At 73.1% G+C, this 25884-nt stretch carries 19 protein-coding genes; 9 read left to right on the forward strand and 10 right to left on the reverse strand.

What is annotated here, in order from left to right; genetic code table 11:
* Positions 1-13 precede the first annotated feature (13 nt).
* The 5 genes from ACZ6A9_RS05570 to ACZ6A9_RS05590 all read right to left on the reverse strand — a co-directional run bounded on the left by ACZ6A9_RS05570 (position 14) and on the right by ACZ6A9_RS05590 (position 6552).
* Positions 14-1411, reverse strand: a complete 1398-nt coding sequence (locus tag ACZ6A9_RS05570) for a lysine N(6)-hydroxylase/L-ornithine N(5)-oxygenase family protein (RefSeq protein WP_468978885.1) — start codon at positions 1409-1411, stop codon at positions 14-16.
* The gene (locus tag ACZ6A9_RS05575) at positions 1408-2778 is read right to left on the reverse strand and encodes a pyridoxal phosphate-dependent decarboxylase family protein (RefSeq protein WP_468978887.1); all 1371 of its coding nucleotides are present in this window, start codon (positions 2776-2778) and stop codon (positions 1408-1410) included. Before ACZ6A9_RS05575 ends, ACZ6A9_RS05570 begins: the two co-directional genes overlap by 4 nt.
* A 169-nt stretch (positions 2779-2947) precedes the next feature.
* Complete coding sequence (gene pepN / locus ACZ6A9_RS05580; protein WP_468978890.1) at positions 2948-5476, reverse strand: aminopeptidase N; 2529 nt, start codon at positions 5474-5476, stop codon at positions 2948-2950.
* A 48-nt stretch (positions 5477-5524) separates the two neighbouring features.
* Positions 5525-6067, reverse strand: a complete 543-nt coding sequence (locus tag ACZ6A9_RS05585; protein WP_468978893.1) for a response regulator — start codon at positions 6065-6067, stop codon at positions 5525-5527.
* A gap of 110 nt (positions 6068-6177) precedes the next feature.
* Entirely contained in the window at positions 6178-6552 is a 375-nt protein-coding gene (locus tag ACZ6A9_RS05590) for a chorismate mutase (RefSeq protein ID WP_468978896.1), read from the reverse strand.
* A gap of 96 nt (positions 6553-6648) precedes the next feature.
* Between ACZ6A9_RS05590 and ACZ6A9_RS05595 the strand changes: the two genes are divergently transcribed.
* On the forward strand, positions 6649-7548 hold the full coding sequence (locus tag ACZ6A9_RS05595; protein ID WP_468978901.1) for a hypothetical protein: 900 nt from the start codon (positions 6649-6651) through the stop codon (positions 7546-7548).
* A gap of 86 nt (positions 7549-7634) precedes the next feature.
* Here the strand turns inward: ACZ6A9_RS05595 and ACZ6A9_RS05600 are convergent, their stop codons facing one another.
* Positions 7635-8360: a vWA domain-containing protein gene (locus tag ACZ6A9_RS05600; protein ID WP_468978904.1), complete on the reverse strand. Its 726-nt coding sequence runs from the start codon at positions 8358-8360 to the stop codon at positions 7635-7637.
* 146 nt (positions 8361-8506) lie between these two features.
* On the opposite strand from ACZ6A9_RS05600, the gene ACZ6A9_RS05605 reads away from it, so the two are divergent.
* Positions 8507-9427: a rhomboid family intramembrane serine protease gene (locus tag ACZ6A9_RS05605; RefSeq protein WP_468978907.1), complete on the forward strand. Its 921-nt coding sequence runs from the start codon at positions 8507-8509 to the stop codon at positions 9425-9427.
* A 26-nt stretch (positions 9428-9453) separates the two neighbouring features.
* Entirely contained in the window at positions 9454-10245 is a 792-nt protein-coding gene (locus ACZ6A9_RS05610; RefSeq protein ID WP_468978909.1) for a chitosanase, read from the forward strand.
* Positions 10246-10350: 105 nt separating this feature from the next.
* Here ACZ6A9_RS05610 and ACZ6A9_RS05615 read toward each other — a convergent pair whose 3' ends face one another.
* The 3 genes from ACZ6A9_RS05615 to ACZ6A9_RS05625 form a co-directional block, all read right to left on the reverse strand.
* The gene (locus ACZ6A9_RS05615; RefSeq protein ID WP_468978913.1) at positions 10351-11814 is read right to left on the reverse strand and encodes a glutamate synthase subunit beta; all 1464 of its coding nucleotides are present in this window, start codon (positions 11812-11814) and stop codon (positions 10351-10353) included.
* Positions 11807-16423: a glutamate synthase large subunit gene (gene gltB, locus ACZ6A9_RS05620; RefSeq protein WP_468978916.1), complete on the reverse strand. Its 4617-nt coding sequence runs from the start codon at positions 16421-16423 to the stop codon at positions 11807-11809. The genes ACZ6A9_RS05615 and gltB overlap by 8 nt, the downstream gene beginning before the upstream one ends.
* Before the next feature lie 370 nt (positions 16424-16793).
* Positions 16794-17525: a VIT1/CCC1 transporter family protein gene (locus ACZ6A9_RS05625; protein WP_468978919.1), complete on the reverse strand. Its 732-nt coding sequence runs from the start codon at positions 17523-17525 to the stop codon at positions 16794-16796.
* Between the two features lie 261 nt (positions 17526-17786).
* Here ACZ6A9_RS05625 and ACZ6A9_RS05630 point away from each other — a divergent pair, with 261 nt between their 5' ends.
* Genes ACZ6A9_RS05630 through ACZ6A9_RS05655 form a run of 6 tightly spaced genes read left to right on the forward strand, consistent with a single transcriptional unit; the run spans position 17787 to position 24768 of the window.
* A complete protein-coding gene (locus ACZ6A9_RS05630) occupies positions 17787-18791 on the forward strand; it encodes an ADP-ribosylglycohydrolase family protein (RefSeq protein WP_468978922.1) in 1005 nt (334 codons plus the stop codon).
* Complete coding sequence (locus ACZ6A9_RS05635; RefSeq protein ID WP_468978925.1) at positions 18788-20203, forward strand: ADP-ribosylglycohydrolase family protein; 1416 nt, start codon at positions 18788-18790, stop codon at positions 20201-20203. Before ACZ6A9_RS05630 ends, ACZ6A9_RS05635 begins: the two co-directional genes overlap by 4 nt.
* The gene (locus ACZ6A9_RS05640; protein ID WP_468978928.1) at positions 20200-21384 is read left to right on the forward strand and encodes an ADP-ribosylglycohydrolase family protein; all 1185 of its coding nucleotides are present in this window, start codon (positions 20200-20202) and stop codon (positions 21382-21384) included. Before ACZ6A9_RS05635 ends, ACZ6A9_RS05640 begins: the two co-directional genes overlap by 4 nt.
* On the forward strand, positions 21372-22748 hold the full coding sequence (locus ACZ6A9_RS05645; RefSeq protein ID WP_468978934.1) for an ADP-ribosylglycohydrolase family protein: 1377 nt from the start codon (positions 21372-21374) through the stop codon (positions 22746-22748). The genes ACZ6A9_RS05640 and ACZ6A9_RS05645 overlap by 13 nt, the downstream gene beginning before the upstream one ends.
* Complete coding sequence (locus tag ACZ6A9_RS05650) at positions 22745-23941, forward strand: CaiB/BaiF CoA transferase family protein (RefSeq protein ID WP_468978940.1); 1197 nt, start codon at positions 22745-22747, stop codon at positions 23939-23941. Before ACZ6A9_RS05645 ends, ACZ6A9_RS05650 begins: the two co-directional genes overlap by 4 nt.
* Positions 23938-24768 carry an HpcH/HpaI aldolase/citrate lyase family protein gene (locus tag ACZ6A9_RS05655; protein WP_468978944.1) on the forward strand — a complete coding sequence of 277 codons (831 nt, stop codon included), beginning with the start codon at positions 23938-23940 and terminating at the stop codon, positions 24766-24768. The genes ACZ6A9_RS05650 and ACZ6A9_RS05655 overlap by 4 nt, the downstream gene beginning before the upstream one ends.
* 64 nt (positions 24769-24832) lie before the next feature.
* Here ACZ6A9_RS05655 and lgt read toward each other — a convergent pair whose 3' ends face one another.
* The gene (lgt, locus tag ACZ6A9_RS05660; protein WP_468978949.1) at positions 24833-25822 is read right to left on the reverse strand and encodes a prolipoprotein diacylglyceryl transferase; all 990 of its coding nucleotides are present in this window, start codon (positions 25820-25822) and stop codon (positions 24833-24835) included.
* Positions 25823-25884: the final 62 nt, after the last annotated feature.

A 25884-nucleotide genomic window follows, 5' to 3' on the forward strand; every position in this document is an offset into this window, starting at 1 on the left:
TCGGGGGTGACTCTCAGGTCCCGTCCGCCAGTGGGGTGAGCCGTGCGGCTTGCCGGGCGGGCGGGACCTGTCGTGTCCGGGGCTGGAGTCCGAAGGTGGTGAAGGCGGTGCGGGCGGGGAGGGGGTAGACGGGCCGGCGGGTGACGTGGTTGAGGATCGTGGCGCTGCGCCAGGCGGCCAGGCCCAGGTCGGGGGTGCCTACGCCGTGGGTGTGGAGTTCGGCGTTCTGGACGTAGACGCTGCCGGTGATGGCGCGGTCGAGGCCGAGGCGGAAGTGCGCGTCGATGCGGGGCCGTCCGGAGTGGTCGCGGCGCAGGTGCGGTTCGAGGGGGCCGAGGAGGCTGTCGAGGGGGCGTGGGCGGTGGCCGGTGGCGAGGACGACGGCGTCGGTGGTCAGGCGGGCGCTGGTCTGCTGGTGGGTGTGTTCGAGGTGGAGTTCGATGCGGGCGCGGTCGGTGCGGCGGGCGGCGCGGACGTGGACGGCGGGGGTGAGGACGGTGTCGGGCCAGCCGCCGTCCAGGGTGCGCCGGTAGAGCTCGTCGTGGATGGCGGCGAGGGTGGCGGCGTCGACGCCCTTGTGGAGCTGCCATTGGGCGGGGACGAGCCGGTCGCGGACGGGTTCGGGGAGGGCGTGGAAGTAGCGGGTGTGGTCGGGGGTGAAGTGTTCGAGGCCGAGTTTGGAGTACTCCATGGGCGCGAAGGCGGCGGTGCGGCCGATCCAGTGCAGCCGCTCGCGGCCGGCGGGCCGCCGGCGCAGCAGGTCGAGGTAGATCTCGGCGCCGGACTGTCCGGTGCCGATGACGGTGATGTGGTCCGCGGTGAGGAGGGTGTCGCGGTGGGTGAGGTAGTCCTCGGCGTGGACGACGGGGAGGCCGGGGGTGTCGGCGAGGGGGCGCAGGGGTTCGGGCGTGAAGGGTTCGGTGCCGATGCCGAGGACGATGTTGCGGGCGTGGAGGCGGCCGGTGGCGGTGGCGCGCCCGTCGGCGTCGAGCCGGGTGTACTCGGCTTCGAAGAGGGCCCGTCGGGCGTTCCAGCGGACGGTGTCGATGTGGTGGCCGAAGCGGAGTGAGGGGAGGTGGTCGGCGACCCAGCGGCAGTAGGTGTCGTACTCGGTGCGGCGGATGTGGAAGTGCTCGGCGAAGTAGAAGGGGTAGAGGCGTTCGCGGGCTCTGAGGTGGTTGAGGAAGGTCCAGGGGCTGGTGGGGTCGGCGAGGGTGACGAGGTCGGCGAGGAAGGGGACCTGGACGGTGACGTCGTCGAGGAGCAGGCCGGGGTGCCAGCTGAAGTGGGGGCGCCGGTCGTAGAAGGCGGTGCGCAGGGCGGGGATGGGGTCGGCGAGGGCGGCGAGGGAGAGGTTGAGGGGGCCGATGCCGATGCCGAGGAGGTCGCAGGGGGTGGTGGGGGTCGTCATCGGGGTCCTTCCGTGTGGGCCCGGTGGACGAGGGTGAGGAGGTCCGCCAGGTCGTCGGTGCTGGTGGTGGGGTTGAGGAGGGTGGCTTTCAGCCAGAGCCGGCCGTCTGCTCGGGCGCGGCCGAGGACGGCGCGGCCGGTGGTGAGGAGGTGTCGGCGCAGGTGGGCGACGGCGGTGTCGTCGGTGTGGGCGGGCCGGAAGAGGACGGTGCTGATGGCGGGCTTGTCGTGGAGGTCGAAGCGGGGGTCGTCGTCGAGGAGGCGGGCGAGTTCCTGGGCGAGGGCGCAGACCTGGTCGACGAGGGTGCCGAGTCCGGTGCGGCCGAGGGTTTTGAGGGTGACGGCGATCTTGAGGATGTCGGGGCGGCGGGTGGTGCGCAGGGAGCGTCCGAGGAGGTCGGGGAGTCCGGCTGCGGTGTCGTCGTCGGCGTTGAGGTAGTCGGTGGGGTGGTGCAGGGCGGTGAGGTCGCCGGCGTCGCGGACGGTGAGGAGTCCGGCGGGGACGGGCTGCCAGCCGAGTTTGTGGAGGTCGAGGGTGAGGGTGTGGGCGGCTTGGAGGCCGGCGAGGCGGTGCCGGTGGAGGTCGCTGAAGAGGAGGCTTCCGCCGTAGGCGGCGTCGATGTGGAGGCGGGCGCCGTGGGCGGCGCAGCGGGCCGCGATCTCGGGCAGGGGGTCGATGAGTCCGGCGTCGGTGGTGCCCGCGGTGGCGGCGACGAGGTGGGGTCCGGGCAGGTGGGTGAGGGCGTCGTCGAGGGCGGCGGGGTCGAGGGTGCCGGCGGGGGCGGGGATCTCGACGGGGTCGGGCAGGCCGAGGAGCCAGGCGGCGCGGGGCAGTGAGTGGTGGGCTCCGGCGGCGTGCACGAGGCGCACGGTGGGGCCGTGGGTTTCGCGGGCGAGGAGGAGGGCGAGTTGGTTGGCCTCGGTGCCGCCGGTGGTGACGAGGCCGTCGGTGTGGCCGGCCTCGTGGGCGAGGGTGCGGGTGAGGAGGGTTTCGAGTGTGGAGGCGGCCGGGGCCTGGTCCCAGGAGTCGAGGGAGGGGTTGAGGACGCTGGCGGCGAGGTCGGCGGCGGCCGCGACGGCGAGCGGGGGGCAGTGCAGGTGGGCGGTGCACCAGGGGTGGGCGGGGTCGGCGGCGCCTTCGGCGAGGACGCGGACGAGGGTGTGCAGGGCGCCGGGGTCGCCCTCCTGGGGCAGGATGTCGCCGACGGTGTCCTGGACGGTGGCGGTGACCGCGTCGGGTCCGCCGGCGGGCAGTGGCCCTCCGCGCGCCTGTCCGCCCTGGTGCAGGGCGTCGAGGACGGTGTCGAGCAATGGCCTGAGGTGGTCGGGGCCTCGGGGGCCCGAGGCGAGGGGCGGCGGCGTGCTCATGGCTGTCCTCCGGGGCGGTGCGCGGGAGGGCACCAGCTTGTACGGGGAGGGGGTGCCGCGCCCGGAAAGCCCGGGGATCAGACCCAAAAGGGGGTACGTCCCTTTTAGTGAGGTACGTAGGGGGCGCCTCCGGGTGGATCGGAGGCGCCCCCCACGGGTGTCGTGTGCGCTAGGCCTGCTGGACGCGCAGGGCGCGGGCGAGGTCGTCGAGCTGGTCGGCGAGCTTGCGGCGCAGGGCGGGCGTGGGGTCGGCCTTGCGCAGGCATTTCTCGCCGAGCTTGAGGGCCTCGGCGTCGACGGCGTGGGCGGGGAAGGCCCAGCGTCCGGCGGCTTCGGCGATGGCGGGTCCGCGGCGGGCGGCGAGGGCGACGGCCTCCTTGTAGTAGCGGGCCACGTAGGGGCGTACGAGGTCGGCCTGTTCGGGCTGCCAGAAGCCCCGGGCGGTGGCGGTGAACAGGTAGTTGGACAGGTCGTCGGAGCCGAACAGGGCGTCCCAGGCGCGGGCTTTGGCGTCCGGGTCGGGCAGGGCGGCCCGGCAGCGGGCGGCGCCCTCCTGGCCGGTGGCGCTGGGGTCGCGGTCGAGTTCGGCGGCGATGGCCCTCTCGTCGACGGCGCCGAGCACGGCGAGGCGGGCCAGGACCCGCCAGCGCAGCTCGGGGTCGAGTTCGGGGCCGCCGGGGACGGTGCCGTCGGCGAGCCAGGCGGCGATCGGCTCGGGGTGGGCGGCGACGTCGATGTAGTGGCGGACGGCGATGAGCCGCAGTCCGGGGTGGTCGCCGTCCTCGGTGCGGCGGATGAGGTCGCGGCACAGGCCGGTGAGGGTGGAGAGGGCGGCGGGTCGCCGGCCGGGGGTGAGGTAGCGGTCGGCGACGTGGACGCAGGCGAAGGCGAGGACGCCCTGGACGAGGGCGAGGTCGGTCTCCTCGGGCAGGTGGGCGGCGGCGGTCGCCAGGTAGTCGGCGGGGGCGAGTTCGCCGTCGCGGACCATGTCGCGCAGAGCGTTCCACACGACGGCGCGGGTGAGCGCGTCGGGGATGCCGGACAGGCCGCGCAGGACGGTTTCCAGGGAGGTCTCGTCGAGGCGGATCTTGGCGTAGGTGAGGTCCAGGTCGTTGGGGACGACGAGGGCCGGGCGGGTGCCGGTGCGCGGCTCGGGCGCGACGGCCTGGGGGACGTCGGTCTCGTAGCGCTCCCGCAGCAGGAGGCTGCGGCCGTCGTGCAGGTCGCGGTCGTAGACGCCGACGGTGACGCGGTGGGGGCGGTCGCCGTCGCGGCCGAGGGCGAGGGTCCACTGGCCGGGGCGGGAGTCGACGGACGCGGTGAGGGTGTCGACGCCGGTGGTGCGCAGCCACGCGTCGGCCCAGGCGTGGACGTCGCGTTCGGTGGCGGCGGCGAGGGAGTCGATGAAGTCGGCGAGGGTGGCGTTGGCGAACCGGTGCCGCTGGAAGTGGATGTTGATGCCGGCGAGGAAGTCCTTCTCGCCGAGCCAGGCGACGAGCTGGCGCAGGGCGGAGGCGCCCTTGGCGTAGGAGATGCCGTCGAAGTTGAGCAGGGCGGAGGCGGTGTCGGGGACGTTGCCGGGGGCGACGGGGTGGGTGGAGGGCCGCTGGTCGGCGTCGTAGCCCCAGGCCTTGCGGGAGACGCCGAAGTCGGTCCAGGTGTCGGTGCCCCTCCATCGGGGGGGCTGTCCTCCGGGCCCTGCGGGCGCGACCTCGTTGAGGGTCTGGTAGCCCATGTACTCGGCGAAGGACTCGTTCAGCCAGATGTCGTCCCACCACTTGAGGGTGACGAGGTCGCCGAACCACATGTGGGCCATCTCGTGGGCGACGACCATGGCGCGGGTCTGGCGCTCGGTGTCGGTGACGGCGGAGCGGAAGACGAACTCGTCGCGGAAGGTGACCAGTCCGGGGTTCTCCATGGCGCCCGCGTTGAACTCCGGGACGAAGGCCTGGTCGTAGGAGTCGAAGGGGTAGGGCTCCTCGAACTTCTCGTGGTAGCGGTCGAAGCAGGCGCGGGTGATGTCGAGGAGTTCGTCGGCGTCGGCGTCGAGGTAGGGGGCGAGGGAGCGGCGGCAGTGGATGCCGAAGGGCAGTCCGTGGTGTTCGGTGCGCACGGAGTGCCAGGGCCCGGCGGCGACGGCGACGAGGTAGGTGGAGATCAGCGGGGTGGGGGCGGCCCGCCACACGCCCTGGCCGGTGTGCTCGGTGACGCCGTTGGCGAGGACGCTCCAGCCTTCGGGCGCGGTGACGGTGAGGTCGAAGACGGCTTTCAGGTCGGGCTGGTCGAAGGCGGCGAAGACCCGCTGCACGTCGTCGAGGAAGAGCTGTGTGTAGACGTAGGTCTCCCCGTCGGTGGGGTCGGTGAAGCGGTGCATGCCCTCCCCGGTGCGGGAGTAGCGCATGGCGGCCTCGACGCGCAGTTCGTGTTCGCCGGCGGTGAGGTTCTTCAGGGGCAGCCGGTTGCCGTCCAGGGTGCCGGGGTCGAGGGGCTGTCCGTCGAGGGTGACGGAGCGCAGCTCGGCGGGCTTGATCTCGACGAACGTGTCCGCGTCCGCGCGGGCGTCGAACCTGATCAGGGTGCGGGAGTCGAACGTCTCGTCGCCGGCGGTCAGATCGAGGTCGATCGTGTAGCGGTGGACGTCGAGGAGCTGTGCTCGGTTCTGCGCTTCGTCGCGCGTCAGTACGGACATGCGGGCCATGCTGCCTGATGGCGTGGCCCGGGCACAGGGGCGGATCGGGTTCGCGGCCTATGTCCGGTCTCGTTCGAGCTCCCCGGTCTGCGCCCCCGTGGGCTGTCCGGGCGCGGCGTGCGCGTGCGGGTGGGGCAGGGCGGGGCGGGCGGGGGCGGGGGTGCGTTCGTCGAGCCGGGCGCGCAGGGCGCGGATCTCGGCCTCCAGGGCGAGCCGGCGCTGATGGGCGTCGTAGAGGTGGCGGATCTTGGTGCGCAGCGCCCATGGGTCGACGGGTTTGGTGACGAGGTCGGCGACGCCGAGGCCGTAGGCGGCGGCGCCGAGCTGCCGGTCGCGGGCGAAGCCGGTGAGCAGGACGACGGGGATGTGCTGGGTCTGTTGCAGGCGGCGCATGTAGCGCACGACGTCCAGGCCGCCGGTGCCCGGCATGTGGACGTCGAGGAGCAGCAGGCCGACGTTTCCGCGCAGGAGCTGTTTGAGGGCCTCGTCGCCGCTGGTGGCCCGGCCCAGCAGGTGACCCAGCGGGGCCAGGGCGCTCTCCAGGGCGTAGAAGGTGTCCTCGTGGTCGTCGACGATGAGGATCCGGGCGTTGGGCGGCATGGGGTGCGTCCCTCCTCGTAAGGGACCGGATGGCTGTCCGGCGCTGGCGGACGGTGGCCGTCAGCCGACAAGGAGTGCACAGCGCAGCATGCTCCGCGGGAGCCGTCCTGTCACTCCCCGGCGGAGGAGGTGGTGGCCGGTTTCGCCGAGGGCGTGGTGTCGGCGGTGCCGTCGGCGATGCGCTCGTGGTGCCGGATCACCTCCCCGATGATGAAGTTGAGGAACTTCTCCGCGAAGGCGGGGTCGAGTCTGGCGTCCTCGGCGAGGGCGCGCAGCCGGGCGATCTGGCGGGCCTCGCGGCCGGGGTCGGCGGGCGGCAGCCGGTGCTCGGCCTTGAGGCGGCCCACCTGCTGGGTGCACTTGAAGCGTTCGGCGAGCATGTGGACGACGGCGGCGTCGATGTTGTCGATGCTGTCGCGCAGCCGGGTGAGTTCCTCGCGGACGGCGGGGTCGGCGTCACCGCTGGCGGTGTTGCTGGTGGTCATGGTGCGTCAGCCTACGGGGCGGGCGGAGGCGGGGCGGCGGCGTCCGGGGGCGGGACCGTACAGTGGAACGGGGTTCCAGGCGCGCGGGGGTGCGACGTGGCGAACGGCGGACCGGTGGAGCACGGCTATCCGCATCTGGAGACGGTGCGGGAGGCGGTCACGGCGCTGTACCGGCGGCTGACGTACGACACGGTACGGGCGTTCCCGGTGAGTGTGGCGCCCGCCGACGTGGCGTTCTGCGACACGGACGACCTGCACCTGGGGGCGCAGCGGGTGGCCCGCGAGATGGTGCGGCACTACCGGCTGCCGGACGCGCGGCTGATCGTCGGGTTCCGTGAGATGACGCATGCGGCGAACGTGGAGCTGGCGGCGGGTCCGGAGTACTTCGTCGAGCTGAACGACCGGTTCCGCACGCACCGGCGGGACATCGGGGCGGCCCTGGCGCACGAGGTGGCGCACGTGTACCTGCACCGGCTGGGGCTGTCGTTCCCGGGGACGCGGGACAACGAGATCCTGACGGACACGACGGCGACGTATCTGGGCGCGGGGTGGCTGCTGCTGGACGCGTTCCGGGAGGACGGGGCGTCGTCGCAGAAGCTGGGGTACCTCACGCCGGAGGAGTTCGGGTACGTGCTGGCGAAGCGGTCGCTGGCGTTCGGGGAGGACCCGTCGGTGTGGTTCACCAGCGCGCAGGCGTACACGGCGTACGGGGCGGGGATGGCGCTGGCGCGGCGGGACGGGGAGCAGCCGCCGTTGCGTTCCGCGGGGTGGGCGGGGCGCAGGCGTTACGCGCGGGACCGGCGGCACGCTCAGGACCGTTCCGCGGGGGCCGGGGCCGGGCGCGAGGTGTCGTATCGCTTCACGGCGGGCGGTGGGGGCCCTCTGCGGGTGTCGTTCCCGTGTCCCACCTGCCACCAGCGGATCAGGGTTCCGGTGAAGGGGCGCGTGCGGGCGCGGTGCGGGCTGTGCCGGACGGTGCTGGAGTGCGACACGTAGGCGTCCGCCGGGGCGGGGCGTGGTGGCTGGTCGCGCCCGGGCGGGCCGGGCCGTGCACCGCCTGGGTCCGGTGCCCCTGCGGGGCGCTACGGCTCGGGCACGATTCCCTGTGCTCGTGCCGCCGTCAGCCACTCGGCGAACTCGCCCACCAGGCGGTCGTACAGGTCGGCGTCCGTGACCGCGCCAGGGTTCTCGCCCGCGTGGAAGAAGCCCGCGTTGTCCACGACGCGTTTCGCCGGGACGGCGAGGTCGTCGAGTCTCCGGAGGTAGTCGAACTGCTTGCTGTGCGGGTCGCCGAAGCCGATGAACTGCCAGAAGAGCGGCAGGCGGGCGGCCTTGCACAGGTACTTCTCCGCGGCGAGCCTGTTGACGGGTCCGCCGTCGGTCTGGAAGACGACGAGGGCGGGGTCGGTGGAGCCGCTGTCCAGGTAGTGGTCGATGACCGCGTCCATCGCCAGGTGGTAGCTGGTGCGGCCCATGTGCCCCAGCCCGGCCACGATCCGTTCGACGCGGCCCCGGTGGTCGGCGAGGGTGATGTCGGTGACGGCGTCGACGTCCGTGGAGAAGAGGACGAGCGGGACCGTGCCGTCGTCGTCGAGGTGGGCCGACAGGCCGAGCACCCGGTCGGCGAGCGCCTGCACGCTGCCGTCCTTGTAGTACGGCCTCATCGAGCCGGAGTAGTCGACCACCAGGTAGACGGCGGCGCGCAGGCCGTCCATGCCGTGCTCGGTGAGCGAGATGCCGGCGGTCTTGTAGAGGCTGACCAGCGCGGGCGCGGTCCGCTCGATCTCGGTCGGGCCGATCGCGGCCATCCGGCTCCCCCCTCGGTCACGGAACTGGCCCCGACAGTACGGCACTCCCACCCCGCCCCTCACCCCGTGCACCGGCGTTCGCTATTTTGTTCGCCGCCGTCATCACCGGCTCTTTTCCCCTTCCGTCCCTCCCGAGGAGCCGGCCCGTGGATTCCGAGTCCACCGTCACCACCTGCTACCGCCATCCGAAGGTGGAGTGCCACGTCCGCTGCACCCGCTGCGAGCGGTACATCTGCCCGGACTGCATGCGGGAGGCCGCCGTGGGCCACCAGTGCCCCGAGTGCGTGAAGGAGGGCGCCCGGTCGATGCGGCAGGCCCGCACCCTGGTGGGCGGCCGGGTCTCCGCGGTGCCCGTGGTGACGTACGTGCTGATCGCCGTGAACCTCCTGGCGTATCTGGTGGAGGTGCTGCGGCCGGAGATCGTGGAACGGTTCGCGATGGTGGGGGCGGGACTGATCGGGCCGGACGGCGAGCACTACCTGTGGATGGATCCGTACCCCGCGGGCTTCACCCCGGAGGGGGTCGCGGCCGGTGAGTGGTACCGGCTGCTGACCGGTGCCTTCCTGCATCTGCCGCCCACCGGGGGCACGTTCGGCGTCCTCCACGTCGTGATGAACATGGTGGCGCTGTGGAACCTGGGCCGGCTCGTCGAGCCGATGCTCGGCCGTGTCCACTACCTCGCCCTGTACCTGCTGTCCGCGCTGGGCGGTTCGGTGCTGGTGCTGGTGATCGCGCCCGGGGACGCCGTGGTGGGCGCCTCCGGTGCGATCTTCGGCGTGGGGGCCGCGTACTACGTGATGGCGCGGCGTGTGGGCGCCGCCATGGGCCCGGTCAACCGGTTCCTGGGCGGGCTGCTGCTGTGGCTGGTGATCTCCGCGGTGTTCACGTCCTGGGAGGGGCACCTGGGCGGGCTGCTGGCCGGCGGCGTGGTGGCGCTGGTCTTCGCCCACACGCCCCGGGGCAGGCACCGGGTGCTGGTCCAGGCGGCGGCCTGTGCCGCGCTGCTGGCGCTGCTGGCCGTGCTGGCCCTGGGGAAGGCCGCGACGCTGGGAAGCGGGGCGGTCTGACCCCGTCCCTTCCGTACGCTTGGGTCATGAGACGCGCCCTGCTCACGGTCCTGTCCGCCGTCGCGCTCGCGGTGGCGGCCTGCTCGTCCGCACCGTCCGACGGGAAGGAAGCGGCGGGTCTGACCAGTCCCGCCAAGAAGGAACTCGCGCAGCAGATCGTCGCGACCGCCGAGAACGGCACGCTCGACTGGCGCAGCGCCTACGGCTACATCGAGGACATAGGCGACGGCCAGGGCTACACCGCGGGCATCATCGGTTTCTGCACCGGTACGCACGACCTGCTGACCCTGGTCGAGAAGTACACCGAGGAGCACCCGGGCAACGGCCTGGCCCGCTACCTGCCGGCGCTGCGCGCGGTGGACGGCACGGACTCGCACGAGGGCCTGGACCCGGGGTTCACGGCGGCCTGGAAGGCGGAGGCCGAGCGGCCGGAGTTCCGGGCCGCGCAGGACGCCGAGCGGGACACGGAGTACTTCGGCCCGGCGGTGCGGCGGGCCGAGCGGGACGGACTGTCGGCGCTGGGCCAGTTCATCTACTACGACGCGATGGTCTACCACGGCCCCGGTGACGGTGCCACGAGCTTCGGCGGCATCCGCGCGGCCGCGGTGAAGCGGGCGGACACCCCGGCCGGGGGCGGTGACGAGGAGACGTACCTCGCCGCGTTCCTGGACGTCCGCCGCAAAGCCATGAACGCGCTGCACCCCTCCCACGACACCGGCCGCGTCACCGTCCAGCGCCACTTCCTCGACGAGGGGAACCTGGACCTCGAGACCCCGCTGGAGTGGGAGATGTACGGGACGCCCTACACGGTGGCGTGAGCCCGGGAGATGCGGCGGCGCCTGCCCTGTTGTCCGGTCGGGGACGGGCGGGCAGGCGCCACCTGTGTTCCGTACGCCTTTGTACGTAACGTTCTTGACGTGCCGTCAGACCATCAGCGCGCGGTCCGTCGGACGGATCGGGGCCGGCAGCTCGCTCGCCCCCGTGAGGAAGCGGTCGCAGCCTTGGGCGGCGGAGCGGCCCTCGGCGATCGCCCACACGATGAGCGACTGACCGCGGCCGGCGTCACCGGCGACGAACACGCCGGGCACGTTGGTCTGGAAGTCGGCGTCGCGGGCGATGTTACCCCGCTCGTCGAGGTCCAGGCCGAACTGGTCGACCATGCCGTTGTCCCGGTCGGTTCCGGTGAAGCCCATGGCGAGGGTGACCAGCTGGGCGGGGATCTTCCGCTCGGTGCCCGGCTTCGGGGTCGGCCTGCCGTCGGCGAACTCCACCTCGGTCAGGTGCAGCCACTGGACGTTGCCGTCCTCGTCGCCCTCGAAGTGGGTGGTGGAGACGGAGTAGACCCGCTCACCGCCCTCCTCGTGGGCGGACGTGACCTTGTAGAGCATGGGGAAGGTCGGCCAGGGCTGGGAGACCGGGTTCCGCTCCTCGCCCGGGCGGGGCATGATCTCCAGCTGGGTGACGGACGCGGCGCCCTGACGGTGGGCGGTGCCCACGCAGTCGGCGCCGGTGTCACCGCCGCCGATGACGACGACGTGCTTGCCCTCGGCGGAGATCGGCGGGGCGACGTAGTCGCCCTCCTGCACCTTGTTGGCCAGCGGCAGGTACTCCATGGCCTGGTGGATGCCGTTGAGTTCGCGGCCGGGCACCGGCAGGTCGCGCGCGGTCGTCGCGCCCACGGCGAGGACCACGGCGTCGTACCGCTTGCGCAGCGCGGTGGCCGGCATGTCGCGGCCGATCTCGATGCCGGTGCGGAACTTGGTGCCCTCCGCGCGCATCTGCTCGATACGGCGGTTGATGTGCCGCTTCTCCATCTTGAACTCGGGGATGCCGTAACGGAGCAGGCCGCCGATGCGGTCGGCGCGCTCGTACACGGCGACCGTGTGGCCGGCCCGGGTCAGCTGCTGGGCGGCGGCCAAGCCCGCGGGGCCGGAGCCGACGACCGCGACGGTCTTCCCCGACAGGCGCTCGGGGATCTGCGGGGCGACGTCACCGGTCTCCCACGCCTTGTCGATGATCGAGACCTCGACGTTCTTGATGGTGACCGGCGGCTGGTTGATGCCCAGCACGCACGCCGACTCGCACGGAGCGGGGCACAGGCGGCCGGTGAACTCCGGGAAGTTGTTGGTGGCGTGCAGCCGCTCGGAGGCGGCGCCCCAGTCCTCACGGTAGGCGTAGTCGTTCCACTCGGGGATGAGGTTCCCGAGCGGGCAGCCGTTGTGACAGAAGGGGATGCCGCAGTCCATGCAGCGGCTGGCCTGCTTGCTGATGATCGGCAGCAGGGAGCCGGGGACGTAGACCTCGTTCCAGTCCTTCGTGCGTTCCTCGACCGGCCGGGACCTGGCGACCTCACGGCCGTGGTTCAAAAAGCCCTTCGGATCAGCCATGGGTCGCCGCCTCCATCATCTTCTCGGTGATCTCGGTCTCGGAGAGACCGGCTCGCTCGGCGGCGTCCTTGGCGGCGAGCACTGACTTGTACGTACTGGGGATGATCTTGCTGAAGCGCTGGACGGCGGTGTCCCACTCGGCGAGCAGCTTCTCGGCGACGGTGGAGCCCGTCTCCTCCCGGTGCCGGCGGACCACGTCGTGCAGCCACTGCCGGTCGGCGTCGTCCAGCGGCTGGACGGCCTCCAGGTTGCCGGCGTTGACGTTGTCCCGGTCCAGGTCGATGACGTACGCGATGCCGCCGGACATGCCGGCCGCGAAGTTGCGCCCGGTCTCGCCGAGGACGACCGCGTGGCCGCCGGTCATGTACTCGCAGCCGTGGTCGCCCACACCCTCGGAGACGACCAGCGCGCCGGAGTTGCGGACGCAGAACCGCTCGCCCGTGCGGCCGCGCAGGAACAGCTCGCCGCCGGTCGCGCCGTAGGCGATCGTGTTGCCCGCGATGGTGGAGTACTCGGCGAGGTGGTCGGCGCCGCGGTCCGGGCGGACCACGATCCGGCCGCCGGACAGGCCCTTGCCGACGTAGTCGTTGGCGTCGCCCTCCAGGCGCAGCGTGACGCCGCGCGGGACGAAGGCGCCGAAGGACTGGCCGGCGGAGCCGGTGAAGGTGATGTCGATGGTGTCGTCGGGCAGGCCCGCCCCGCCGAACTTCTTCGTCACCTCGTGGCCGAGCATGGTGCCGACCGTGCGGTTGATGTTGCGGATGGCGACCCGGGCGCGCACCGGCTGGGCGTCCTCGGCACCGGACGCGGACAGCGCGTCGGCGGCGAGCTTGATCAGCTCGTTGTCGAGGGCCTTCTCCAGGCCGTGGTCCTGGGTGACGGCCTGGTGGCGGACGGCGCCCTCGGGCAGGTCGGGCACGTGGAACAGCGGCTCCAGCTCCAGGCCCTGCGCCTTCCAGTGGTTCACCGCCCGGGTCACGTCGAGGACCTCGGCGTGGCCGACGGCCTCCTCGATGGAGCGGAAGCCCAGCTCGGCGAGGAGTTCGCGGACCTCTTCGGCGATGAAGCGGAAGAAGTTCACGACGTACTCGGCCTTGCCGGAGTAGCGGTCACGCAGCACCGGGTTCTGGGTGGCGATGCCGACCGGGCAGGTGTCCAGGTGGCAGACGCGCATCATGACGCAGCCGGAGACGACCAGCGGGGCGGTGGCGAAGCCGAACTCCTCGGCGCCGAGCAGGGCGGCGATGACCACGTCACGGCCGGTCTTGAGCTGGCCGTCGGTCTGCACGACGATCCGGTCGCGCAGCCCGTTGAGCAGCAGGGTCTGCTGGGTCTCGGCGAGACCGAGCTCCCAGGGGCCGCCCGCGTGCTTCAGCGAGGTGAGCGGGGAGGCGCCGGTGCCGCCGTCGTGGCCGGAGATCAGCACGACGTCCGCGTGGGCCTTCGACACACCCGCGGCGACGGTGCCGACGCCGACCTCGGAGACCAGCTTGACGTGAACGCGGGCCTCGGGGTTGGCGTTCTTCAGGTCGTGGATGAGCTGGGCGAGGTCCTCGATGGAGTAGATGTCGTGGTGCGGCGGCGGGGAGATGAGGCCCACGCCGGGGGTGCTGTGGCGGGTCTTGGCGACCCACGGGTAGACCTTGTGGCCGGGCAGCTGGCCGCCCTCGCCGGGCTTGGCGCCCTGGGCCATCTTGATCTGGATGTCGTCGGCGTTGACCAGGTACTCGGAGGTCACGCCGAAGCGGCCGGAGGCGACCTGCTTGATGGCGGAGCGGCGGGCCGGGTCGTACAGGCGCTCGGGGTCCTCGCCGCCCTCACCGGTGTTGGACTTGCCGCCCAGCTGGTTCATGGCGATGGCGAGGGTCTCGTGCGCCTCCTGGGAGATGGAGCCGTACGACATGGCGCCGGTGGAGAACCGCTTGACGATCTCGGAGACCGGCTCGACCTCGTCGACCGGGATCGGTCCCCGGCCGGACTTGAAGCCGAAGAGTCCGCGCAGCGTCATCAGCCGCTCGGACTGCTCGTTGACGCGGTCGGTGTACTTCTTGAAGATGTCGTAGCGGCCGGAGCGCGTGGAGTGCTGGAGGCGGAAGACCGTCTCCGGGTCGAACAGGTGCGGCTCGCCCTCGCGGCGCCACTGGTACTCGCCGCCGATCTCCAGCGCGCGGTGCGCGGGGGCGATGCCGGAGGCCGGGTAGGCCTTGGCGTGGCGGGCGGCGACCTCCTTGGCGATCACGTCGATGCCGACGCCGCCGATCTTGGAGGCGGTGCCGTTGAAGTACTTCTCCACGAAGTCCTCGGCGAGGCCGACGGCCTCGAAGACCTGCGCGCCCCGGTAGGAGGCGACCGTGGAGATGCCCATCTTGGACATGACCTTCAGGACGCCCTTGCCGAGCGCGTGGATCAGGTTGCGGATGGCCTGCTCGGGCTCCATGCCGGGCAGGAAGGTGCCCGCGCGGACCAGGTCCTCGACGGACTCCATCGCCAGGTAGGGGTTGACGGCGGCGGCGCCGTACCCGATGAGCAGGGCCACGTGGTGGACCTCGCGGACGTCACCGGCCTCGACCAGCAGGCCCACCTGGGTGCGCTGCTTGGTGCGGATGAGGTGGTGGTGGACGGCCGCGGTGAGCAGCAGCGACGGGATCGGCGCGTGCTCGGCGTCGGAGTGCCGGTCGGACAGGACGATGAGGCGGGCGCCGTTCTCGATGGCGGCGTCGGCCTCGACGCAGATCGCCTCGATGCGTTCCGCGAGGGCGTCGCCGCCGCCGGAGACCCGGTACAGGCCGGAGAGGGTCGCGGCCTTGAAGCCGGGCATGTCGCCGTCGGCGTTGATGTGGATGAGCTTGGCCAGCTCGTCGTTGTCGATCACCGGGAAGGGCAGCGTGACGCTGCGGCACGCGGCGGCGGTCGGGTCGAGCAGGTTGCCCTGCGGGCCCAGCGAGGAGAGCAGGGAGGTGACCAGTTCCTCGCGGATCGCGTCCAGCGGCGGGTTGGTGACCTGGGCGAACAGCTGGGTGAAGTAGTCGAAGAGCAGCCGCGGGCGCTCGCTGAGGGCGGCGATCGGCGAGTCGGTGCCCATCGAGCCGATCGGCTCGGCGCCGGCCTTGGCCATCGGCGCGAGGAGGACGCGCAGCTCCTCCTCGGTGTAGCCGAAGGTCTGCTGGCGGCGGGTGACCGAGGCGTGGGTGTGCACGATGTGCTCGCGCTCGGGCAGGTCGGACAGCTCGATCTCGCCGGCCTCGAGCCACTCCGCGTACGGGCGCTCGGCGGCGAGGGCGGCCTTGATCTCGTCGTCCTCGATGATGCGGTGCTCGGCGGTGTCGACGAGGAACATGCGGCCGGGCTGGAGGCGGCCCTTGCGGACGACCTTCGCCGGGTCGATGTCGAGCACGCCGACCTCGGAGCCGAGGACGACGAGGCCGTCGTCGGTGACCCAGTAGCGGCCGGGGCGCAGGCCGTTGCGGTCGAGGACGGCGCCGACCTGGGTGCCGTCGGTGAAGGTGACGCAGGCGGGTCCGTCCCAGGGCTCCATCATCGTGGAGTGGTACTGGTAGAAGGCGCGCCGGGCCGGGTCCATGGAGTCGTGGTTCTCCCACGCCTCCGGGATCATCATCAGCACGGAGTGCGGCAGGGAGCGGCCGCCCAGGTGCAGCAGCTCCAGCACCTCGTCGAACGAGGCGGAGTCCGAGGCGTCGGGGGTGCAGACGGGGAAGATCCGCTCCAGGTCCTTCCCGCCGCGCCCGTCGCCGGCGGAGCCGAACAGGTCGGAGGCGAGCTGGGACTCGCGGGCGCGCATCCAGTTGCGGTTGCCCTTGACGGTGTTGATCTCACCGTTGTGCGCGACGAACCGGTAGGGGTGCGCGAGCGGCCACGACGGGAAGGTGTTCGTGGAGAACCGGGAGTGCACCAGGGCGATCGCGGAGCCGAAGCGGCGGTCGGACAGGTCGGGGAAGAACGGCTCGAGCTGGCCGGTGGTCAGCATGCCCTTGTAGACGATCGTCCGGGCGGACAGCGACGGGAAGTAGACGCCCGCCTCCCGCTCGGCACGCTTGCGCAGCACGAACGCCCTGCGGTCGAGCTCGATGCCCCGGCTGTCGCCGGCGCTGACGAAGATCTGCTTGAAGACGGGCATCGTGGAGCGGGCGGTGGCGCCGAGCAGCTGGGGCGCGACCGGCACCTCGCGCCAGCCGAGGACGGTGAGGCCCTCGTCGGCGGCGATCGCGTCGATCCGGGCGACGGCGTCGTCGGTCCCGGCCTCCGGCAGGAAGGCGATACCGACGGCGTAGCCGCCGGCCTCCGGCAGTTCGAATCCGGCCACCTCGCGGAAGAAGGCGTCCGGCACCTGGGAGAGGATCCCCGCGCCGTCGCCGGAGTCCGGCTCGGAGCCGGTGGCGCCGCGGTGCTCGAGGTTGCGCAGGACGGTGAGTGCCTGCTCGACCAGGGTGTGGGACGCCTCGCCGGTGAGGGTGGCGACGAAACCGACGCCGCAGGCGTCGTGCTCGTCGCGGGGGTCGTACAGGCCCTGCGCTGCAGGGCGAGCATCCATGAACGACCAGTTCGGGCGGTCGTTCGGAGAATGCTGGGACGGCTGGCGCGGCGTACGCATCGGCTCTCCCGTCGTCGTCATGTGGCATGTGCAGTGCCGAGGGACGACGTTGGCCCTCTGCGTGGGAAGCAAAAGCTGGTGCAGGTTACATGATGCAACGGTTCTCGGAAACCGGGATTTTACGTTCCACCATGCGGGCACCGCCCGGGTGCGGCGGGGGTTCCGCGTCCGGCGGCGCGAGCCGTGAGGACCGGGCCGGACAGATCGGTGTCCGTCGGTCGGTGGCGGGAAAGGGCGCCTTCGCCCGCCCCACGGAGCGCGATGTCGGCCCCTTTGCCCACAGCGCTTACGGCTCATGCCCAGTGGTCATGCCACCGAAACCAGCCGGTTACGGCTACTTATGCGGTCCTCCGCATAAGCACGTGGGGGGTCATCCTACGGCCGTTCCGAACAGTGCGCCCAGGGCGTAGGTCACACCGGCCGCCGCGCCACCGAGCGCCAGCTGCCGCAGACCGCTGTACCACCAGCTGCGTGCCGTCACCTTGGCCACCACCGCGCCGCACAGGAAGAGGCCGAGCATCGCCAGCAGCACGGCGGGCCACAGACTGCTCGCGCCGAGCAGGTACGGCAGGACGGGCAGCAGGGCACCCAGGGCGAAGGAGCCGAAGCTGGAGACGGCGGCCACGGTGGGCGAGGGGAGGTCGCCGGGGTCGATGCCGAGTTCCTCGCGGGCGTGGATCTCCAGGGCCTGCTCGGGGTCCTTCGACAGCTGGCGGGCGACCTCGCGGGCCAGCTGGGGTTCGACACCGCGGGCCTGGTAGAGGGCGGCGAGCTCGGCTTCCTCGTCCTTCGGGTGCTTGCGCAGCTCGCGCCGCTCGACGTCCAGTTCGGCCTCGACCAGCTCGCGCTGGGAGGCGACGGAGGTGTACTCGCCGGCGGCCATGGAGAAGGCGCCGGCGGCCAGTCCCGCGAGGCCGGTGAGGACGATGGTCTGCTGGCTGACCGCACCGCCGGCGACACCGGTCATCAGGGCGAGGTTGGAGACCAGTCCGTCCATCGCGCCGAACACCGCGGGGCGCAGCCACCCGCCGTTCACGTCCCGGTGCGTGTGGTTGTCGCGGTGCGCCTCGTGCAGCGCCGCCTCGGTGTCGATGATGGCCATTCCTGTGCCCCCAGAGCCTCTACTTTGGACAAGTTCCATTCTTTGATCATTGCCAATCTACGCCGCTCCATTCCTGCCCGCCAGCAAGGAAAGGCTGGGCTAACCTGCGGCTTTGCGCTTTCTGCTCGTTTGCGTGTATGGGCGCACGGATGTCGACCGGGTGAACCGAGCCGACCGAGGCTGCGCCGGACAGCGCACCGGGGACAGTTCCGCAAAGGGCTCGGCGCCCTTCTCGGGGCGCGCCTGAGAGGAGAGCCGCGTATGGCATCGACCGCCCGCATCCCCTCGCTCCCGGCGCCCGGGGACGCCCTCGCGCGCCGTGAACGGGCGCGCGGCGCGCTGCTCGGCCTGGCCGTCGGTGATGCGCTGGGCGCCCCGGCCGAGAACATGAAGCCCTCCGAGATCCGGGCGAAGTGGGGTCGCATCACGGGCTACGTGAGCGAGCGCCCGGCGGGCACGGACGACACCGAGTACGCCATCTTCTCCGGCCTGCTGCTGGCCCGGCACGGCTCCGCCCTCACCCCGGCGCACGTCGAGGCGGCCTGGCACGAATGGATCGCGGACCGCGCCGAGGGCCCCTTCCGCGGGGCCGGGTTCAGCGAACGCGGCACGCTGGAGAACCTGCGCCGGGGGCTGGCGGCGCCCATCTCCGCCCAGCACCGGCACGCCTGGAGCGACGGACTGGCGATGCGGGCGGCACCGCACGGGGTGTTCGCCGCGGGCCGTCCCGACGAGGCGGCCCGGCTGGCGGCGGTCGACGGCTCGGTCAGCCACGACGGCGAGGGCATCTACGGCGGCCAGGCGGTCGCGGCGGGCGTGGCGGCGGCGATGGCGGGGGCGCCGGTGGTCGCGGTGGTCGCCTCGGCCCTGGCGGTGGTGCCGGAGGACTCCTGGACCGCCCGCTCCCTGCGCCGCGCCGTGACCGCGGCCCACCTCGGCGAACGCGCGGTCCGCGCGGCGGTGGTGATCGGCGGCTACCCGTGGACCGACCTGGCCCCCGAGGCGGTCGCCCTCGCCTTCGGCGCGTACGCGGCGGCCGACGGGGACTTCGAGCAGGCGGTGCTGACGGCCGTCAACATGGGCCGCGACGCCGACACGACGGCGGCGGTGGCGGGGGCGCTGGCCGGAGCGACCCAGGGCGTCGACGCCGTCCCGGCCCGCTGGGCGGCGGCCATCACCCCGGCCCGGGGCACCTGCCTGCCGGCCATGGCCGGCCACCACGTCCTGACCATCGCGGACCTCCTGACCCCGGAGACCCCCTCATGACCACACCGACCACCACCCCCGGAGCCCCCCTCACACCCGCCGACGGCGAGACACCCCCACACACCCCGCCCCCACCCGCCGACGGCGCTACCCCCCTGCCCACCCCACCAGGCGCACCCGCCGACGGCGATCAGGCCCCTCAGGCGTCACCCGCACCCGGCCTCGAAACCCGCACGGGCGGTGCGGGTGGACACACCCGGGCCGAAGGCGCGGCCGAGGCCGGACTCCCCGACCACCCTCCGCGGGCAAGGGGCGCGGCCGGCGCCGAACCCCGCCTCCAGCCGCCGCAGGCGAGAGTCGAAGGACTCCTCCTCGGCCTGGCCGTGGGCGACGCCGCCGGCTGGCCCGCCGCCCGTCACCGCGCGGCGCGCATGCCGGAGTGGACCAGGCGCCTCACCCGTGAACTCGACACCTTCGCCGAGCAGAACGCGACGACCACCCTCCCCGTCCCCATCGCCCTCAACCAGCCCTCCGAACCCCTCCGCCTCGGCCCCTCCGACGACGCCGAATGGGCGGCCTTCGCCGCGGAGGCCGTGCTCCGCGCCGGGGACGACACCGCCTTCGGCGACCTGAGCCGCGAACGCCGCACCCGCGCCGCCATCGACCTGACCTGGAACACCGTCGCCGGTGAGATCGCCGCCGCGGCCGGCCGCGCCCCCGAGACGGAGTCCGCCGTCCTCCCGCTGCGCGCCCGCATCTCCGTCCGCGCCGGCCTCGGCAACCTCGCCACCGGTCTGCGCCCGCCCGCCACCGGCCACGACAACCCCCACTTCTTCGACGACGCGGCCTGCGTACGCGCCTGCGTCCTGGCCGTGGCCCACCCCGGCGACCCCCGCGCCGCCGCCGACCTCGCCGAGTTCGACGCCCGCTACACCCAGGACGGCGACGGTGTGCACGGCGCCCGCGCCATGGCCGCCGCCGTCGCCCTCGCGCTGACCGGCGCGGATCCGGACGCCTGCGTGGCCGCTGCCTGCGCCGAACTGCCCGGGGACACGGAGATCGGCCGCAACGCCCGGCACGCCCTGAGGCTCGCGGCGGACGCCGACAGCGCCTTCGCCCTCGTACCGCCGCTGGAACACCAGATCGTCGACCACGTCTACAGCTACGGCGTCGCCGCCGCCGAGACCGTCCCCGTCGCCCTCGCCCTGGCCCTCGCCGCCCGCGGCAGGATCGCCGAGGCGGTCCCCGCGGCCGCCTGTCTGTCCCGGGTCGCGGACTCCGCCCCGGCGCTCGCCGGCGCCCTCACCGGCGCGCTGGGCGGCGGCGCGGCGATCCCGGCGTCGTGGCGGGACAGCTGCCGCACCCTCTCCGGCTGCGCGCTGCCCCGGCTCACCGGAACGGACCTGGTGGAACTCGCCGGACTCCTGGAAGCCGCACATCCCGTCCCGACCGGAGGGATGATTCCGGCATGACGAGCCAATCAGCACACATCGCCCACCCCGGTGGCCTGCCCCTGGACGAGCGGATCACCGGCGCCCTCGTCGGGGCGGCCGTCGGGGACGCCCTCGGCGGGCCGGTCGAGGGCTACTCCCCCGAGCAGATCACCGAGCGCCACGGCGGGCGCGTCCACGGAGTGGTGGGCCCGTGGAACGGCGACGCGTGGCGCACCGCCCGCCCCCTCGCGCCGTACCACAAGGGCGACGGCCACGTCACCGACGACACCCTGATGACCCACGCGCTGGTCCGGGTGTACGCGACGGTCCGCGACCACCTGGACGCCTACGCCGTCGCCGACCACCTGGTCCCGGACCTGATGACGAACCCGCGCTGGATCCCGGAACTGGAGGCGGAGACGATCCCGCTGCGCCGGATCTTCCTCGCCGAGAAGTGGCTCGTGGCCCGCCTCCACTACGGTCACGTCGACCCGCGTGAGGCGGGCACCGGCAACATCGTCAACTGCGGGGCCGCGATGTACATGGCCCCGGTCGGACTGGTCAACGCGGCCCACCCGGCCGCCGCCTACGCCGAGGCGGTGGACGTCGCGGGCGCCCACCAGTCGTCCTACGGCAGGGAGGCGGCCGGTGTCCTCGCGGCGGCCGTGGCGGCGGCGTGCACCCCGGGCGCGACGCCGGACTCGGTGGTCGCCGCGTGCCTGGCCCTGGCGAAGGACGGCACGCGGGAGGCGATCGAGAAGGTCTGCGACGTGGCCGCGCGGCACTCGGACTTCGAGTCGGCGCTGCGTCCGCTGCGGGAGGCGGTGGCGCCGTACGACACCGTGGGCCCCGACTACCGCTCCCCCTCACTGGGCGCCCGCCGCCCGTCCCGGCTGCACGCCATCGAGGAACTCCCCGTCGCGCTGGGCATGGTGGTGGTGGCGGGAGGCGACTTCCGGCACGCGGTGCTGGGCGCGGTGAACTACGGCCGCGACTGCGACTCCATCGCCACGATGGCCGGCGCCGTGACCGGCGCCCTCGGCTCGCCCGTCCCCGGGGAGTGGGCCAAGACGGTGGCGGAGGCCAGCCGCCTGGACCTGTGGGAACCGGCGGTCACCCTGACCGGGGTGACCCGCGAGGTCTTCGCGCGTGACGTGGACCGCCGCCGCGCCCACGAACGGGCCTTCGCGGAACTGGGAGGCCCGGGGTGCTCCGACTGACCTGGGTCCAGCCGGAGGACCTGATCGGCCACGAACTGCGCCAGGCACGGCAGGACGGCCGCGACCCCTCGGCCGTCGCCGCCCGCTGGCACGCGGCGGGCGGCCCCGAGGCCCCCCTGACCGCGGGCGCCTCCCCCACTCCGGCATCCCCCTGCCTCCGCCTCCTGGCCGGCGACCTCCTGGACGAACTGGCCGACCTGCCCAGCGCGTTGGCGGAGCACGAACCCACCGACCTGCCCGGCATCGCCTCCCGGTGCCCCGACTGGCCGTCCGCGACGGGTGTGCGCGCCCCCGCCTCCGTGACCGCCTCCCGCCTGGAAGCCGCCTGGCTCGGCCGAGCGGTCGGCTGCCTGCTGGGCAAACCGGTGGAGAAGCTGCCCCTCCCCGCCATCCGCGCCCTCGCCCGCGCCGCCGGCAACTGGCCCCTCACCACCTACTTCAGCGCCCGCGGCGTCCCCGCGGACCTCCTCACCCGCCACCCCTGGAACCGCCGCTCCGCGCCCACCTCCCTCGCCGAGAACATCGACGGCATGCCCGAGGACGACGACCTCAACTACCCGCTCCTCGGCCTGCTCCTCCTCCAGCGCCACGGCCGCGGCTTCACCACCACCGACGTGGCCCGCGTCTGGCTGGACGAACTCCCCGCCGGCCGCACCTTCACCGCCGAACGCATCGCCTACCGCAACCTCCTGAGCGGCCTGGAGCCCCCGCTGACCGCCCGTCACCACAACCCCTTCCGGGAGTGGATCGGCGCCCTCATCCGCGCGGACGTGCACGGCTGGACCAATCCCGGCGACCCGGCCGCCGCCGCCGCGCAGGCCCACCGCGACGCGACGCTCACCCACACCGCCAACGGCGTCTACGCCGCGATGTTCACGGCGGCCGTCATCGCAACCGCCGCCACCGGCGACCACGACGTCCACGCCTGCCTGCGCGGCGGCCTCGCCGTCGTCCCGCCCCGCTCCCGTCTCGCCCGAGCCGTCCGGCACGCCGTCGAACTGGCCCGGGAGCACGCACACGCCGGTTTCGACACCGTCGTCGACGTCCTGCACGCCACCCACGCCGCCACCCACCACTGGGTGCACGCCGTCCCCAACACCGCCCTGATCGCCGCCGCCCTCACCCACGCCGACGGCGACTTCACCGGCTCCGTCTGCCGCGCGGTGTCGGGCGGCTGGGACACCGACTCCAACGGCGCGGCCGCCGGCAGCATCGCCGGTCTCCTCGCCGGCGCCCCCGACGCCCTCCCCGAACGCTGGACGGCCCCGCTGAAGAACCGCCTGGCCACCTCCGTCGGCGACTTCAACGGCTCCGGCTTCGACACCCTGGCCCGACTGACCCATCTGGAGGCCTCCCGCCCATGACGCCCACCGACCCCCCACTGACCGGCCTGCGCGTCCTGGACCTCGCCACCCTCTTCGCCGGCCCCCTCGCCGCCACCCTGCTCGGCGACTTCGGCGCGGACGTCGTCAAGGTCGAGCATCCGGGGAAACCGGACCCGTCCCGCGGCCACGGCCCGTCGAAGGACGGCATCGGCCTGTGGTGGAAGATGCTCGGCCGCAACAAGCGCACCGTCACCCTCGACCTGTCCAAGCCGGGCGGCCGGGCCACCCTGCTGCGCCTGGCGGTGACCGCCGACGTCGTGATCGAGAACTTCCGCCCCGGCACCCTGGAGAAGTGGGACCTGGGCTGGCCCGAACTGTCCGCCGTCAACCCGCGCCTGGTGCTGGCCCGGGTCACCGGCTTCGGCCAGTTCGGCCCGTACGCGCACCGCCCGGGTTTCGGCACCCTCGCCGAGGCGATGAGCGGCTTCGCCGCGATCACCGGCGAACCGGACGCGCCGCCGACGCTGCCGCCGTTCGGCCTTGCGGACTCCATCGCGGGCCTGACCACGGCGTACGCGGTGATGACCGCGCTGGCCGCCCGCGACCGGACCGGAGAGGGCCAGGTCGTCGACATGGCGCTGATCGAACCGATCCTGACCGCACTCGGCCCCCAGCCGACCTGGTACGACCAGCTCGGCCACGTCCAGCCGCGCACCGGCAACCGTTCCCAGAACAACGCCCCGCGCGGCACCTACCTCACCGCCGACGGCACCTGGGTCGCCGTGTCCACCTCGGCCCAGTCGATCGCCGAGCGGGTGATGGTGCTGGTGGGCCGCCCCGACCTGATCGACGAGCCCTGGTTCGCCAGCGGGGAGGAGCGGGCCCGGCACGCGGACGTCCTCGACGAGGCGGTCGGCGGCTGGATCGCCCGCCACACCCGCACCGACGTCCTGGCCGCCTTCGAGAAGGCGGAGGCCGCCGTCGCCCCCGTCCAGGACGTACGGGACGTCATGACCGACCCCCAGTACCAGGCCCTGGACACCATCACCACGGTCGACGACCCCGAGCTGGGGCCGCTGCGCATGCAGAACGTCCTCTTCCGGCTCTCCTCCACCCCCGGGTCGATCCGCTGGGCGGGCCGCCCGCACGGCGCCGACACCGAGGCGGTCCTCACCGAGCTGGGCCTCACCCCGGCCGACCTCGCGGAGCTGCGCGCGGAGGGCGCCCTGTGACGGGCTTCCCGCTGACCTGGCTGTACGCGCCCGGCGACCGTCCCTCCGTGGTGGCCAAGGCGCTCACCTCGGGGGCCGACGTGGTGGTGATCGACCTGGAGGACGCGGTCGCCCCCGACCGCAAGGCCTACGCCCGGTCGGCCACCGCGGAGCTGCTGCGCGACCCCCAGCCGGTCCCGGTCCACGTCCGCGTCAACGCCCCGTCCGGCCCCTGGGGCCGCGCCGACCTCGCGGCCGTCGCACCCGCCCCCGGCCTGTCCGGTCTGCGGCTGCCCAAGGTGTCGTCCCCCTCCGACGTCCAACGCGTCGCACGCCGGGTCGTCTCGGCGCGCGGGGGCGTGCCGCCCCTGTACGCCCTCCTGGAGACGGCCCTGGCCATCGAGCGGGCCCACGCGGTCGCCACCGCCCACCCGTCACTGCGCGGGATCGCCATCGGGGAGGCGGACCTACGCGCCGACCTGGGCGTACGCGACGACTCGGGCCTCGACTGGTCCCGCTCCCGGGTGGTCGTCGCCGCACGGGCGGCGGGCCTGCCCCCGCCCACCCAGTCCGTCCACCCGGACACCCGCGACCCGGACGGTCTCCTGGCCTCCTGCCTCCGGGGCCGCGCCCTGGGCTTCCTGGGCCGCGCCGCCATCCACCCCCGCCAGCTCCCGACCATCAGACAGGCCTACCTCCCCACGGCCGAGGAGATCGGACAAGCCGAAACCGTGCTCGAGGCGGCAGCCATGACCGGGGGCGCCCAGGCCCTCCCCGACGGCACCTTCATCGACGCCGCCGTGGTAGCGGCAGCCCACCGCACCCTGACCCTGGCCCACACCTCCTGACCTACCACACGCGCCGAGGGCGCCCGGAAAACCCGGGCGCCCTCGGTGCGGTACAACCAGGCGGTCAGCTCTTCTTCACCGGCCCGGCCGCCCCGTCCTTCGACTCCTCGGAGTCCCCCGAGCCCTCAGCATCCTTCGCGGACTCGGACTCGGACTCTGAGCCCTTCGCGGACTCGGAGTCGGCGTCGGCCCCGTCGGAACCCCCGGACTCACCGGCCTTCTCACCGCCGGAGGCACCGGCACCCGGCTCCACGACGTCCTCCCGCCCCGGCCGCTTCCGCGCCGACAGCACGATGTACAGCACCGCCAGCAGGAACACCAGGATCGACGTCCAGTTGTTCAGCCGCAGCCCCAGGATCTCGTGCGCCTCGTCGACCCGCATGTACTCGATCCAGAACCGCCCCGCGCAGTACGCGGCGACGTACAGCGCGAACGCCCGCCCGTGCCCGAGCTTGAAGCGCCGGTCGGCCCAGATCACGAGCAGCGCCACACCGATGCACCACAGCGACTCGTACAGGAACGTCGGGTGGTACGTACCCGGGACGCGTCCGTCGGAGGAGGAGGTGATCTCCACCGCCCAGGGCAGGTCGGTGGCCCGCCCGTACAGCTCCTGGTTGAACCAGTTGCCCCAGCGGCCGATCGCCTGTGCGAAGGCGATGCCCGGCGCCACGGCGTCGGCGTAGGCGGGCAGCGCGATGCCCCGGCGGCGGCAGCCGATCCAGGCGCCCAGCGCACCGAAGGCGATCGCGCCCCAGATGCCGAGGCCGCCCTCCCAGATCTTGAAGGCGTCCACCCAGTCACGGCCCTCGCTGAAGTACAGCTGGTAGTCCGTGATCACGTGGTAGAGCCGGCCGCCGATCAGGCCGAAGGGCACCGCCCAGACAGCGATGTCGGCAACCGTGCCGGCCCGCCCGCCCCGGGCGACCCAGCGCCTGTTGCCGAGCCAGACGGCAACGAAGACGCCGATGATGATGCAGAACGCGTAGCCGCGCAGCGGAACGGGGCCGAGGTACAGCACCCCGCTCGACGGGCTGGGAATGTAGGCAAGTTCCATGGCAAGGTCGACGCTACCGTGCCGGACCGGCCACGCGGCGGGCGGCCCGGCAACGGCTCCAT

This window comes from Streptomyces sp. NPDC041124, from assembly GCF_055592385.1.

Excerpts from the sequence above, each read along its gene's own strand:
- ACZ6A9_RS05570 (WP_468978885.1), bottom strand. The coding sequence starts at position 1,411 with ATGACGACCCCCACCACCCCCTGCGACCTCCTCGGCATCGGCATCGGC.
- ACZ6A9_RS05575 (WP_468978887.1), bottom strand. The coding sequence starts at position 2,778 with ATGAGCACGCCGCCGCCCCTCGCCTCGGGCCCCCGAGGCCCCGACCAC.
- pepN (WP_468978890.1), bottom strand. The coding sequence starts at position 5,476 with ATGGCCCGCATGTCCGTACTGACGCGCGACGAAGCGCAGAACCGAGCA.
- ACZ6A9_RS05585 (WP_468978893.1), bottom strand. The coding sequence starts at position 6,067 with ATGCCGCCCAACGCCCGGATCCTCATCGTCGACGACCACGAGGACACC.
- ACZ6A9_RS05590 (WP_468978896.1), bottom strand. The coding sequence starts at position 6,552 with ATGACCACCAGCAACACCGCCAGCGGTGACGCCGACCCCGCCGTCCGC.
- ACZ6A9_RS05600 (WP_468978904.1), bottom strand. The coding sequence starts at position 8,360 with ATGGCCGCGATCGGCCCGACCGAGATCGAGCGGACCGCGCCCGCGCTG.
- ACZ6A9_RS05610 (WP_468978909.1), top strand. The coding sequence starts at position 9,454 with ATGAGACGCGCCCTGCTCACGGTCCTGTCCGCCGTCGCGCTCGCGGTG.
- ACZ6A9_RS05615 (WP_468978913.1), bottom strand. The coding sequence starts at position 11,814 with ATGGCTGATCCGAAGGGCTTTTTGAACCACGGCCGTGAGGTCGCCAGG.
- gltB (WP_468978916.1), bottom strand. The coding sequence starts at position 16,423 with ATGCGTACGCCGCGCCAGCCGTCCCAGCATTCTCCGAACGACCGCCCG.
- ACZ6A9_RS05625 (WP_468978919.1), bottom strand. The coding sequence starts at position 17,525 with ATGGCCATCATCGACACCGAGGCGGCGCTGCACGAGGCGCACCGCGAC.
- ACZ6A9_RS05630 (WP_468978922.1), top strand. The coding sequence starts at position 17,787 with ATGGCATCGACCGCCCGCATCCCCTCGCTCCCGGCGCCCGGGGACGCC.
- ACZ6A9_RS05635 (WP_468978925.1), top strand. The coding sequence starts at position 18,788 with ATGACCACACCGACCACCACCCCCGGAGCCCCCCTCACACCCGCCGAC.
- ACZ6A9_RS05640 (WP_468978928.1), top strand. The coding sequence starts at position 20,200 with ATGACGAGCCAATCAGCACACATCGCCCACCCCGGTGGCCTGCCCCTG.
- ACZ6A9_RS05650 (WP_468978940.1), top strand. The coding sequence starts at position 22,745 with ATGACGCCCACCGACCCCCCACTGACCGGCCTGCGCGTCCTGGACCTC.
- lgt (WP_468978949.1), bottom strand. The coding sequence starts at position 25,822 with ATGGAACTTGCCTACATTCCCAGCCCGTCGAGCGGGGTGCTGTACCTC.